This window comes from Streptomyces incanus (assembly GCF_042656345.1).
In the GTDB taxonomy this organism is placed as follows: domain Bacteria; phylum Actinomycetota; class Actinomycetes; order Streptomycetales; family Streptomycetaceae; genus Streptomyces; species Streptomyces incanus.
In genome coordinates, this window is the sequence record NZ_JBHSPC010000003.1 from 19,015 (window position 1) to 32,107 (window position 13,093).

10 protein-coding genes are annotated in these 13,093 nt (G+C 68.2%); 9 read left to right on the top strand and 1 reads right to left on the bottom strand.

All coding sequences use genetic code 11. The features are described 5' to 3' along the window. Positions 1–170: 170 nt before the first annotated feature. Complete coding sequence (locus tag ACFP2V_RS00680; RefSeq protein ID WP_381204305.1) at positions 171–308, bottom strand: hypothetical protein; 138 nt, start codon at positions 306–308, stop codon at positions 171–173. 33 nt (positions 309–341) lie between these two features. Between ACFP2V_RS00680 and ngcE the strand changes: the two genes are divergently transcribed. The 9 genes from ngcE to ACFP2V_RS00725 all read left to right on the top strand — a co-directional run bounded on the left by ngcE (position 342) and on the right by ACFP2V_RS00725 (position 13,021). After that, positions 342–1,862 (top strand): N-acetylglucosamine/diacetylchitobiose ABC transporter substrate-binding protein, encoded by a 1,521-nt coding sequence (gene ngcE / locus ACFP2V_RS00685; RefSeq protein ID WP_381204306.1) that lies wholly within the window; start codon positions 342–344, stop codon positions 1,860–1,862. A 104-nt stretch (positions 1,863–1,966) separates the two neighbouring features. Next, positions 1,967–2,893: a carbohydrate ABC transporter permease gene (locus ACFP2V_RS00690; RefSeq protein WP_360033050.1), complete on the top strand. Its 927-nt coding sequence runs from the start codon at positions 1,967–1,969 to the stop codon at positions 2,891–2,893. A gap of 4 nt (positions 2,894–2,897) precedes the next feature. Further along, positions 2,898–3,821, top strand: coding sequence for a carbohydrate ABC transporter permease (locus tag ACFP2V_RS00695; RefSeq protein WP_381204307.1), 924 nt, complete (start codon positions 2,898–2,900; stop codon positions 3,819–3,821). Positions 3,822–4,081: 260 nt separating this feature from the next. Continuing rightward, positions 4,082–5,293: an ROK family transcriptional regulator gene (locus ACFP2V_RS00700; protein WP_381204308.1), complete on the top strand. Its 1,212-nt coding sequence runs from the start codon at positions 4,082–4,084 to the stop codon at positions 5,291–5,293. A 133-nt stretch (positions 5,294–5,426) separates the two neighbouring features. Then, positions 5,427–6,533, top strand: coding sequence for an ABC transporter substrate-binding protein (locus ACFP2V_RS00705; RefSeq protein ID WP_381204353.1), 1,107 nt, complete (start codon positions 5,427–5,429; stop codon positions 6,531–6,533). A 191-nt stretch (positions 6,534–6,724) separates the two neighbouring features. Further along, entirely contained in the window at positions 6,725–7,516 is a 792-nt protein-coding gene (locus ACFP2V_RS00710) for an ATP-binding cassette domain-containing protein (RefSeq protein WP_381204309.1), read from the top strand. Continuing rightward, entirely contained in the window at positions 7,513–8,802 is a 1,290-nt protein-coding gene (locus ACFP2V_RS00715) for a sugar ABC transporter permease (protein WP_381204310.1), read from the top strand. Before ACFP2V_RS00710 ends, ACFP2V_RS00715 begins: the two co-directional genes overlap by 4 nt. Positions 8,803–9,179: 377 nt before the next feature. Continuing rightward, positions 9,180–11,102: a 1-deoxy-D-xylulose-5-phosphate synthase gene (gene dxs, locus ACFP2V_RS00720; protein WP_381204311.1), complete on the top strand. Its 1,923-nt coding sequence runs from the start codon at positions 9,180–9,182 to the stop codon at positions 11,100–11,102. A 395-nt stretch (positions 11,103–11,497) separates the two neighbouring features. Further along, positions 11,498–13,021, top strand: coding sequence for an amino acid permease (locus ACFP2V_RS00725; RefSeq protein ID WP_381204312.1), 1,524 nt, complete (start codon positions 11,498–11,500; stop codon positions 13,019–13,021). Positions 13,022–13,093 lie beyond the last annotated feature (72 nt).

Genomic DNA, 13,093 nt, shown 5'->3' on the forward strand with positions numbered 1-13,093 from the left:
TTGAATGCGGCGTTCGGGCTCGGAGGCAAGGATTCTTCCGTGGCGGAACGCGACGACCGCTCATATTTCCGCCAGGTCTCAACTCGGAAAAGACCACCGGCGAACCTTGTGCTCGATCTTGCTCCGTCGGCGGAAAGTGGACTATACCTGTCGGGCACTCCGGGGCTTCTTCACAGCTCCCGAACGGCAGACGCCGTCACGTCCCGTACCACTGGTGCCGCCGGCACCAGCCGCACTTCCTGCACTTCCTGCACTTCCTGCACGACCCAGCGTGACCCGAACGCGGTGCCGGGAAGGATCCGGTTCACCGCCTGAGTCCTGGAGAAGGCGAGGACTTGAGCATGGGATCCAACTCCGCCGAGTACGACGGCACCCGCGAGCACAGCACCCGCGAGCACAGCACCCGCGAGCACAGCACCCGTGACCGAACCGGCCACGGCACCAAGGGAGTGGGCCGCCGCGACCTGATCAAGCGGTCCGCGGCGCTCGGCCTGATCTCCGTCCCCACGATGAGTTTCCTGTCCGCGTGTGCCAGCGGCGGCGGGAAAGATCAGGAGAAGGCCGAGGAGGGCAAGAAGACCGCGAAGAACCCGCTCGGCGTCAATAACACCGCGAAGCTGGAATTCGTCCTGTTCGACGGCGGTTTCGGCATGGAGTACGCCGAGGACGCGGTCAAGGTGTACCAAAAAGCCTTCCCCGGGGCGAAGGTGGAATTCTCCGCCACCCAGAAGATCCAGTCCACCCTGCAGCCGCGCTTCAACCAGGGCACCCCGCCCGACCTCATCGACAACTCCGGCGCCGAACAGATGGACATGGGCACCCTGGTCGGCAAGAAGCAGCTCACGGACCTCACCCCGCTGCTGGACGCCCCCTCCTACGACGACCCGGGCACCAAGGTCCGCGACACGCTGCGGCCCGGCATCGTCGAGATGGGCCAGTTCGACGGCGAGCAGGTGTGGATCCTCTACTACGCCTACACGGTCTACGGCGTCTGGTACTCGCAGAAGGCGCTGGACTCGCTCGACGAGCAGTACCCCGAAACCTGGGACCAGATGCTCGCGGTCTGCGCGAAGGCCAAGAAGAAGGGCATGGCGGGCTGGACCTACGCCGGCAAGTACCCGTATTACCTCCCCTTCTCGCTGTACCCGATGATCGGCAAGGTCGGCGGGCGCGAGGTGCTCGACGCCATCGACAACCTGGAGCCGAACGCCTGGAAGCACCCCGCCGTCAAGGCGTGCTTCGAGGCCTACTACGAGCTCCAGCAGAAGGGCTACGTCCTCAAGGGCACCCCGGGCCTGGACCACATCCAGTCCCAGACCGCCTGGGCCAAGGGCGACGCGCTGTTCATCCCGAACGGCTCCTGGGTGGAGAACGAGTCGGCGAACGTCATGCCCGACGACTTCGACCTGGCCGTCTCCGCGCCCACCGGTCTGGACTCCTCCGACAAGCTGCCCTTCGGCACCATCTGGGCCTCCGGCGGCGAGCCCTTCGTCGTGCCCGCCAAGGCGGCGAACGCCGCCGGCGGCATGGAACAGCTGCGCATCATGCTGAGCGAGGCGTCCTCGAAGAACTTCACCGGCAAGGTGAAGTCACTGACCGCGTACAACGGCGGCACCGACGGCATCGAGCTGACCCCGGGCCTCACGTCCGGTGTCGCCGCGCTGGACGTGGCCGGGGAGAACGTGGTGAACCCGCGCCTCCAGGACTGGTACGTGCAGCTCCAGAAGGAGAAGATCGGCGTCTCCGGGATCGGCGAGATGATGGCCGGCCGCGCGACCCCGGCCGAGACCATCAAGAAGATCCAGGCCTTCGCCGACGAGACGGCCAAGGACTCGTCGATCAAGCACTACAAGCACCAGTGAGCAACCAGTGAAAAATCAGTGAGCAACCGCCACCAGGGCCTGTCCGGCGCACCGTTGCCGGGCGGGCCCCGGTGGCAGCCCGCCCGCAGATCGGGGTCGTAGCAATGCAGCACGGCAAGTACCGGTTCATCGTGGGGTTCCTGGCGGTTCCCCTGGGGCTGTACGCGCTCTTCGTCGTCTGGCCGTTCGTCCAGTCGATCTACTACTCGTTCACGGACTGGACCGGTCTGAGCCCCGACTTCGAGATGGTCGGGTTCGCCAACTACGCACGCATGCTGGACGACGACATCTTCTGGAAGTCGTTGCAGCACAGTCTGCTGTTCGCCCTGCTGGTACCGGTGGTGACGATCGGTCTGGCGCTGTTCCTCTCCTTCATGATCAACGTGGGCGGCCGGCGACGCCGCGGCGGACCGGTGATCTCAGGGGTCCGCGGCTCCGCCTTCTACAAGATCGTCTACTTCTTCCCGCAGGTGCTCTCGATCGCGATCATCGCCCTGCTGTTCGCGTTCGCGTACAACCCCGACAGCGGTGCGATCAACTCGTTCCTGCGGGCGGTCGGGCTCGACGGTATCCAGCCGCTCTGGCTGGGCGATCCGGACCTCGCCCTGTGGGCCGTCATGGCGGTGATCGTCTGGTCCACGGTGGGTTTCTTCGTGGTCCTTTTCTCCGCCGGTATGGCGTCCATCCCGCTGGACCTCTACGAGGCGGCGTTGCTGGACGGCGCCAACCGGATCACCACCTTCTTCCGCATCACCCTGCCGCTGCTGTGGGACACCGTGCAGTCCGGCTGGGTCTACATGGGCATCCTCGCCCTGGGCGCCGAGTCGTTCGCGGTCGTACACATCATGACGACCGGTCCCGGCGGCCCCGACTACTCGACCACCGTCATGGTCCTGTACGTGTACCAGAAGGCGTTCCGCGACGGTCAGGCCGCCTACGCCACCACCATCGGTGTCGCCCTCCTCCTCGTCACGCTGGCCTTCGCCGCCGTCGTGATGAAGCTGGGGCGGCGCGAGCGGCTGGAGTACTGATCGCATGAAGACGACCGAGACCCCCGCCCCGGTACCGGCCGAGTCCGGTGTCACCGTCACCAAGGCGGACGTCCCCGCCGGCGCGCCCCCCAAGGAGAAGAAGGCGGGCGGCGTCCTTAACGTCTTCTCGCACGGAATCCTGGTGATCTGGGCGATCATGGTGGCCCTGCCGCTGCTGTGGGCGCTGATGACGTCCTTCAAGGACGACGCCTCCATCTTCGGCTCGCCCTGGTCGCTGCCGGACACGCTCCACTTCGAGAACTGGTCACGGGCCTGGAACCAGGCCCATATGAGCGACTACTTCCTCAACACCGTCCTGGTGGTGGGCGGCTCGCTCATCGGCACCCTGGTGCTGGGCTCGATGGCCGCCTACGTACTGGCCCGCTTCGAGTTCCCGGGCAACCGGTTCATCTACTACCTCTTCATCGGCGGCATGAGCTTCCCGATCATGCTCGCGCTGGTCCCGCTGTTCTACGTCGTCAACAACATGGGCCTGCTGAACACGATCCACGGGCTGATCCTGGTCTACATCGCGTACTCGCTGCCCTTCACGGTGTTCTTCCTGACCGCGTTCTTCCGGACCCTGCCCAGCAGCGTGGCGGAGGCCGCGTTCGTGGACGGCGCCTCGCACAGCAGGACGTTCTTCCAGATCATGCTCCCGATGGCCAAACCGGGCCTGATCAGCGTGGGGATCTTCAACTTCCTCGGTCAGTGGAACCAGTACATGCTGCCCACCGTGCTCAACACCGACGAGGACAAGCACGTACTCACCCAGGGCCTGGTGCAGCTGGCCGTCAGCCAAGGCTACAAGGGGGACTGGTCCGGCCTCTTCGCCGGCCTCGTGATGGCGATGCTCCCCGTGCTCGCCGCGTACATCATCTTCCAGCGCCAGGTCGTGCAGGGCCTCACCGCGGGCGCCCTGAAGTAGCCTCCGGATCCCTTCCGGGCGGCCGGCGCTGCTCGGAAGGTGCCTCCGGGAGTCGTCCCCGGACCCTCTGAAGTCACCCTCCGGATTGCCTCGCGCACCCGCAGCTCCCGCCCCAGGGAGCGGCGGGTGCAGCTGTGTCCAAGGACCCCGAAACGGTTCAACCTCTTGACGGGAGGTAACCGGAACAGCTCATCTTAGAGTTCACTAGTTGGACACGGAACGGGGTCTCATCGAAGCGGCCCCGCGCGCAGGAGGTCGTCGTGGAGACTCCGGGGTCGCAGTCGTCGCTGCACCGAGCCAATCTTGAGCGGGTCGTTCGAGCAGTACGTTTGGCGGGCTCCCTCACCCAGGCCGAGATCGCGAGGACCACGGGCCTCTCCGCGGCGACGGTGTCCAATATCGTCCGGGAGCTGAAGGGGAGCGGGACCGTCGAGGTCACGCCCACTTCCTCGGGCGGCCGCCGGGCCCGCAGCGTATCGCTCAGCGGGGACGCCGGGATCGTCGTGGGAGTGGACTTCGGGCACACCCACCTGCGGGTCGCGGTCGGGAACCTGGCCCACCAAGTGCTCGCCGAGGAGTCCGAGCCACTGGACGTGGACGCCTCCGCGGCTCAGGGCTTCGACCGGGCGGAACAACTGGTCAACCGGCTGATCGAGGCGACCGGCGTGGACCGGGCCAAGGTCGCCGGGGTCGGCCTCGGCGTGCCCGGACCCATCGACGTGGAGTCCGGCACCCTGGGCTCGACCGCGATCCTGCCCGGCTGGACCGGCACCAAGCCCGCCGAGGAGCTGCGGGGGCGGCTCGGCGTGCCCGTGCACGTGGACAACGACGCTAACCTGGGCGCCCTCGGCGAGATGGTCTGGGGCAGCGGCCGGGGCGTGCGCGACCTGGCGTACATCAAGGTCGCCAGCGGTGTCGGCGCCGGCCTGGTGATCAGCGGGAAGATCTACCGCGGGCCGGGCGGTACCGCGGGGGAGATCGGGCACATCACGCTCGACGAGTCCGGCCCCATCTGCCGCTGCGGCAACCGCGGCTGCCTGGAGACCTTCACGGCGGCCCGCTACGTGCTGCCCCTGCTCCAGCCCAGCCACGGTACGGATCTGACGATGGAAGGTGTTGTACGGCTGGCGCGCGACGGCGATCCGGGCTGCCGTAGGGTGATCGCCGACGTAGGCCGTCACATCGGCAGTGGAGTCGCCAATCTCTGCAACCTGTTGAACCCGAGCCGGGTGGTCCTCGGCGGTGATCTCGCCGAGGCCGGTGAACTGGTCCTCGGGCCCATAAGGGAGTCCGTGGGCCGTTACGCGATTCCCAGCGCCGCACGCCAACTGTCCGTGCTCCCCGGGGCACTCGGGGGCCGTGCGGAGGTACTCGGCGCGCTCGCCCTCGCGTTGAGCGAAATGGGCGATTCGACCCTGTTGGACGGCACGGCGAACGGCACCCTCGCCGCGGTCTCGCATGCCTTCACTTAGAGAACGGATGGCACCGTTGCCATCTCGTTAAGGATTTACTTCTTGACGTCGCACGTGTGGCCGAGTTGACTTCCAGCCACCTCGGCCGCAACGTCGCGGCCTCGTCAGGGAGGTTTCTGAAGTGAACACGCGTATGCGCCGTACCGCCATTGCCGTTGCCGCCGGCGCACTGGCCGTCTCTCTCGCCGCCTGCGGCAGCGCCGCCGAGTCCGGTAAGAAGAAGGACGGCGACTCGGGCGACTCCGCCGCCAAGGGCGACAACATCAAGATCGGTCTGCTCCTGCCGGAGAACCAGACCGCGCGGTACGAGAAGTTCGACAAGCCCTTGATCGAGAAGAAGGTCAAGGAGCTCACGAACAACAAGGGCGAGGTCGTCTACGCCAACGCCAAGCAGGACGCCAGCCTGCAGAACCAGCAGGTCGACACGATGGTGACCAACAAGGTCGACGCGCTCATCGTGGGTGCGGTGGACTTCAAGGCCATCGCCGGCTCGGTGAAGAAGGCCAAGGAGGCCGGCATCCCGGTCGTGGCCTTCGACCGCCTGGCCGAGGGTCCGATCGACGCCTACACCTCGTTCGACAACGTGACCGTCGGCAAGACCCAGGGCGAGGCCCTCCTCGAGGCCCTGGGCGACAAGGCCAAGGGCGGCCAGATCGTCATGATGAACGGGGCCTCCACGGACCCGAACGCCGCCCAGTTCAAGGAGGGCGCGCACGCAGCCCTCGACGGCAAGGTGAAGGTCGGCCGCGAGTACGACACCAAGGAGTGGAAGCCGGAGAACGCCAACGCCAACATGGAGGGCGCCATCTCCGCCCTCGGCAAGAACAAGATCGTCGGCGTCTACTCCGCCAACGACGGCATGGCGGGCGGCATCATCACCGCCCTGAAGGCCGCCGGCATCGGCGACATCCCGGTCACCGGCCAGGACGCCGAACTCGCGGGTGTGCAGCGCATCGTGACCGGTGAGCAGCACATGAGCGTCTACAAGTCGTACCCGCAGGAGGCGAACGTCGCCGCGGAGATGGCCGTCCTGCTCGCCCAGGGCAAGTCGCTGGACTCCATCGCCAAGGACACGGCCGACAGCGCCACCACCAAGGGCATCCCCTCGGTGCTCGTCCCGGTCGTGTCGCTGACCAAGGACAACATCAACGACACCGTGATCAAGGACGGTTTCTACACCGTCGAGGAGATCTGCACGGACAAGTACAAGGCCGCCTGCGACAAGATCGGTCTCAAGTAGACCGCTTCGCGGTCCGCAGTCCCAAGTCCCCAGAGCTGAACGGGAGTCCGCACCGGGCTCCCGTACGGGACCGACTGCCATGAACTCCGCCGGCGCCCCGCACACACCAGCCCCGCAAGCTACGCGGGGCGCCGGTCGGAACACCCCCCATACTTCTGCACAACCTCCCGCCGGGTCAGGCGGCGAAGGAGATGGTTCACGTGTCCGCTACGCCCGTGCTGGCGTTGCGCGGGGTCTCCAAGCGATTCGGTGCCGTCCAGGCGCTCACCGATGTAGAGCTTGAGGTCCGTGCCGGTGAGGTGGTCGCCCTGGTGGGCGACAACGGCGCCGGAAAGTCCACGCTGGTCAAGACGATCGCCGGCGTGCACCCCATCGATGAGGGCGTCATCGAGTGGGACGGCAAGACCGTCCAGATCAACAGGCCGCACGACGCCCAGAACCTGGGCATCGCGACGGTCTACCAGGACCTCGCGCTGTGCGACAACATCGACGTCGTCGGCAACCTCTACCTGGGCCGGGAGCTCCGCAAGCGCGGTGTCCTGGACGAGGTGGAGATGGAGCGCCGCTCCCGTGAGCTGCTCGACACGCTGTCGATCCGCATCCCCAGCGTCCGCATCCCGATCGCCTCGCTCTCCGGCGGTCAGCGCCAGGTCGTGGCGATCGCCCGGTCCATGCTCGGCGAGCCCAAGCTGGTGATCCTCGACGAGCCCACCGCCGCCCTCGGCGTCGAGCAGACCGCGCAGGTCCTCGACCTGGTCGAGCGGCTGCGTGAGCGCGGCCACGCCGTCATCCTCATCAGCCACAACATGGCCGACGTCAAGGCCGTGGCGGACAAGGTCGCCGTCCTGCGCCTCGGACGCAACAACGGCATATTCGAGGTCAAGTCGACCTCTCAGGAAGAGATCATCTCCGCCATCACCGGAGCCACGGAGAACGCCGTGACCCGTCGTGCGGCGCGCACCAACGGGGAGGCCGGCAAGTGAGCACCGAAAAGACCTCGACGCCCACCGCCGACACGGTCGAGAACACCGAGGCGGCCGCCGCGGCGGTCACCGTCGTCGACCCCCGGCTGCTGGTGCGCGAACAGGGCCTCGCCGGTTACATCGGCGAGTTCAAGCGGAAGCTGAAGGCAGGTGACCTCGGCTCCCTCCCCGTGGTGGTGGGCCTGCTGGTCATCTGGGGCATCTTCACCAGCCTGAACTCCAACTTCCTCACCGCGGGCAACTTCTCCGACATGTCGGTCGCCATGGTCGGCACGGGCATGATCGCGGTCGGTATCGTCTTCGTGCTGCTGCTCGGCGAGATCGACCTGTCGGTCGGTTCGGTCAGCGGTGTCGCGGGCGCCGCCTTCGCGGTGATGAGCGTCACGCACGGCATGAACGAGGTGCTGGCCCTGGTGCTGGCCATCCTCACCGGCACGGTGGCCGGAGCCATCCACGGCTTCATCTTCGCCCGCATCGGCGTCCCGGCCTTCGCCGTGACGCTGGCCGGCCTGCTGTTCTGGCAGGGCTTCATGCTGCAGGTCCTGGGCAGCAACGGCACCATCAACCTCGACTCCGAGGGCCTGGTCGCCAAGCTGACCAGCCACTACTTCTCCGATGTGGCCGCCGCCTACGGCCTGGCGATCGTCGTGACCGTGGGCTACTTCCTCCTCGCGTTCTCCGACAACCGCCGCCGCGAGGCCGCCGGTGTGCCGTCCCGGCCGCTCAACGAGATCGTCGTGCGGACCGTGCTGCTGGCCGTCCTGGCGTTCGCCGTGGCGATCGTCTTCAACCAGTACAAGGGCCTGCCGCTGGCCGTGGTGATCTTCCTCGCGGTCCTGGCGTTCACGGACTTCGTGCTGCGCCGCACCGTCTACGGCCGCAAGGTCTTCGCGCTCGGCGGCAGCGTGGAGGCGTCCCGCCGTGCCGGTATCAACGTGGAGCTGGTCCGGATCTCGGTCTTCGCGATCGCCGGTACCTTCGCCGCGATCGGCGGCCTCTTCGTCGCCTCGAAGATCGCCTCCGCCAACCAGGGCGCGGGTACCGGTGAGTTCCTGATGAACGTCATCGCCGCGGCCGTGATCGGCGGTACGTCCCTCTTCGGCGGCCGTGGCCGCACCTGGAACGCGCTGCTCGGTGTGATGGTCATCGTCTCGATCCAGTACGGCCTCGCCCTCGAGGGCATCGCCTCGCCGGTCCAGTACATGATCACCGGTGGTGTCCTGCTGGCGACCGTCGTCATCGACGCCGTCACCCGCAGGACCCAGAAGACCGCGGGCCGCGCCTAGCACCACCCCTCGCGGCACCGCCCGTGAAACTCTGTGCCCGGTATCCGCGCGGTACCGGGCACAGCCGTGTCGTAGGGCCTGTCCGGCGCAGCCCCGCCTGCCCGGCGACGCCCGGCACGCACTCCCCCCAAGCTCTTCGAACGGGGGCCCCGTCGAGGGCGCTCCGGCGTCTTGCGATCGCACGCACCGGACGCCGCCGAGCCCGCCCTCCGGGCGGACGACGGGTGTGTGCCGGACAGGACTTGGCGCGGTCCGCTCATGGGTAAGGCCGATGGCGTGACATACGACGCACCGCCCGGACGCAGGGCGCCGGACCGGAACATTAGACTCGTCGAGCCCGGCAACAGCTCGATCAGCTCTACTGCAAGGAGGCACGGGTGCCGCTGCTGACCCGTATCAGGGGACCGCGCGATCTGGACCGGCTCACCCTGGAGGAGCTGGACCGGCTGGCCGAGGAGATCCGGACCTTCCTCGTCGACGCGGTCTCCAAGACCGGGGGCCACCTCGGCCCCAACCTGGGCGTGGTGGAGCTCACCCTCGCCCTGCACCGCGTCTTCGAATCCCCCAAGGACAAGGTGCTCTGGGACACCGGACACCAGTCCTACGTGCACAAACTGCTGACCGGCCGACAGGACTTCTCCAAGCTGAAGATGAAGGGCGGCCTCTCCGGCTACCCCTCGCAGGCCGAGTCCGAGCACGACGTCATCGAGAACAGCCACGCCTCCACCGTCCTCGGCTGGGCCGACGGCCTCGCCAAGGCCAACCAGCTCAGGAAGACCGGCGACCACGTCGTCGCCGTCATCGGTGACGGCGCCCTCACCGGCGGCATGGCCTGGGAGGCGCTGAACAACATCGCCGACGCCAGGGACCGCCCGCTCGTCATCGTCGTCAACGACAACGAGCGCTCCTACGCGCCCACCATCGGCGGCCTCGCCAGCCATCTCGCGACCCTGCGCACCACCGACGGCTACGAACGTTTCCTGGCCCGCACCAAGGAACTCCTGGAGCGCACCCCGGTCGTCGGCCGGCCGCTCTACGACACCCTGCACGGCGCCAAGAAGGGCCTGAAGGACTTCATCGCCCCGCAGGGCATGTTCGAGGACCTGGGCCTGAAGTACGTAGGCCCCATCGACGGCCACGACATCGAGGCCCTGGAGTCCGCCCTCACCCGCGCCAAGGGCTTCGGCGGCCCCGTGATCGTGCACTGCCTCACCGAGAAGGGCCGCGGCTACCAGCCCGCCCTGGCGGACGAGGCCGACCGCTTCCACGCCGTCGGCAAGATCCACCCCGACACGGGCCTGCCGATCGCCTCCTCCGGCGCCGACTGGACGTCCGTCTTCGGCGAGGAGATGGTCAGGATCGGCGAGGAGCGCGAGGACGTCGTCGCCATCACCGCGGCCATGCTCCAGCCCGTGGGCCTCGACAGGTTCGCCAAGCGGTTCCCCGACCGGGTCTACGACGTCGGCATCGCCGAACAGCACGGCGCCGTCTCCGCGGCGGGCCTGGCCCACGGCGGGGTCCACCCCGTCTTCGCCGTGTACGCCACCTTCCTCAACCGCGCCTTCGACCAGGTGCTGATGGACGTGGCCCTGCACAAGTGCGGCGTCACCTTCGTCCTGGACCGGGCCGGCATCACCGGCACCGACGGCGCCTCCCACAACGGCATGTGGGACATGTCGATCCTCCAGGTCGTCCCCGGCCTGCGGCTGGCAGCCCCGCGCGACGCCGACCAGGTCCGCGCCCAGCTCCGCGAGGCCGTGCAGGTCACCGACGCGCCGACCGTGGTCCGCTTCTCCAAGGGCGCCGTCGGGCCCGCCGTACCGGCCGTGGGCCGCGTGGGCGGCATGGACGTACTGCGCGAGCCCGGCACCGACACCCCGGACGTGCTGCTGGTCTCCGTGGGCGCCCTCGCGCCGATGTGCCTGGAGATCGCCGGCCTGCTCGACCGGCAGGGCATCTCCACCACCGTCGTCGACCCGCGCTGGGTCAAGCCCGTCGACGAGGCCATGGCCCCGCTCGCCGAGAAGCACCGCGTCGTCGTCACCGTCGAGGACAACTCCCGCGTCGGCGGAGTCGGCTCGACGATCGCGCAGGCCCTGCGCGACGCGGGCGTCGACGTGCCGCTGCGCGACTTCGGCATCCCGCCGCGCTTCCTCGACCATGCCTCGCGCGCCGAGGTGATGGCGGAGATCGGCCTCACCGCCCCCGACATCGCCCGCCAGGTCACCGGCCTGGTCGCGAAGCTGGACGGCGGATACGCGCGCTCCGCCGCCGACTCGGTGGAACCGGTCCGCGACTGAACCGACACCTCCCGCCGATACGCCCGAACGGGTCGCCCGGACCACTCTTCACAGTGGCACGGGCGACCCGTTCGCGTGAGGGCGCCCGTGCCGGGGCATACGCTCTAGGGCCTGCCCGACACACCCCCGCCTGCTCAGCGACGCCTGGCACGCACTCCCCCGAGCTCTTCGAACAGGGGGACCCTCGGCCGCGTTGCCGAAACGCCCACGTGGCTCCTTCCCCGCCCTCGGCTCCGCTCGAGCGGGGGGACCTCCACCGAGGGCGCTCCGGCGCCTTGCGATCGTACGCACCGGACGCCGCTGAGCCCGCCCTCCGGGCGGACGACGGGTATGTGTCGGACGGACCCCGGCCCCCTCTCGATCATGCCGGGGACGACACAGCGTGGGAGGTATCCGTGAGCAACACCCTCTTCCGGACGAAGAAGGTCGAGCAGTCCATCCGTGACACCGAGGAACCGGAGCACGCGCTCAAGAAATCCTTGTCCGCGCTGGATCTGACCGTCTTCGGCGTCGGTGTCATCATCGGCACCGGCATCTTCGTCCTCACCGGTACGGTCGCCAAGAACAACGCCGGGCCCTCGGTGGCCCTGGCCTTCGTGGTGGCCGGTGTCGTCTGCGCGCTCGCCGCGCTCTGCTACGCCGAGTTCGCCTCCACCGTCCCGGTGGCGGGCTCCGCCTACACCTTTTCGTACGCGTCCCTGGGGGAACTGCCCGCGTGGATCATCGGCTGGGACCTGGTCCTGGAGTTCGCGCTCGGCACGGCGGTGGTGGCCGTCGGCTGGTCCGGGTACATCCACTCGCTGCTGGACAACGCGGGCTGGCACCTGCCTGCCGAGCTCGGCATCCGGGACGGGGCCAAGGTCTTCGGTTTCGACATCCTCGCCGCCGCCCTGGTGCTGTTCCTCACCGGCATCCTCGTCCTCGGCATGAAGCTGTCCGCCCGGGTCACCACGGTCGTCGTCGCCATCAAACTGGCCGTCGTCCTCGTCGTCATCATCGCCGGCGCCTTCTTCATCACCGCCGACAACTACGACCCGTTCATCCCCAAGGCGCAGCCCGTCGCTGCCGGTGAGGGGCTCCACTCACCGCTCGTCCAGCTGCTCTTCGGCTGGGCGCCGTCCAACTTCGGCGTGATGGGCATCTTCACCGCGGCCTCGGTGGTCTTCTTCGCCTTCATCGGCTTCGACATCGTCGCCACGGCCGCCGAGGAGACCAGGAACCCGCAGCGGGACATGCCGCGCGGCATCCTCGCCTCCCTGTTCATCTGCACCGCGCTGTACGTCGCCGTGTCGATCGTCGTCACCGGTATGCAGAACTACAGAGACCTGTCCGTGGACGCCCCGCTCGCGGACGCGTTCAAGGCCACCGGGCATCCCTGGTACGCGGGCTTCATCAGCTTCGGCGCCGCCGTCGGCCTGACCACGGTCTGCCTGATCCTGCTGCTCGGCCAGACCCGGGTGTTCTTCGCGATGAGCCGGGACGGACTGCTGCCGCGCTTCTTCTCCCGCGTCCACCCCCGGTTCAGGACCCCGCACCGGCCGACCATCCTGCTCGGCGTCATCATCGCGATCGTCGCGGGCTTCACCCCGCTGACGGAACTCGCCGAGCTGGTGAACATCGGCACGCTGTTCGCCTTCGTCATCGTCGCGCTCAGCGTGATCATCCTGCGCCGGACCCGCCCCGACCTGCCGCGGGCCTTCCGCACCCCGTGGGTGCCGTTCCTGCCCATCCTGTCGGTCGCCGCCTCGCTGTGGCTGATGCTGAACCTGCCCGCCGAGACCTGGGTGCGGTTCGGCGTCTGGATGGTGATCGGCGTCGTCTTCTACTTCCTCTACAGCCGCAGCCACAGCCGCCTGGCCCGCGGCGAGGGGATGAAGCCGGGGGAGCCCCTCGAACCGTCCGGCCCGGACTCCCGCTGAACCGGCGGGCCCGGTCCGAAACCGCCGGGATCCTTCGTCCGGACCGGAACAGAGCGCGGTGCCCGGCCCGTG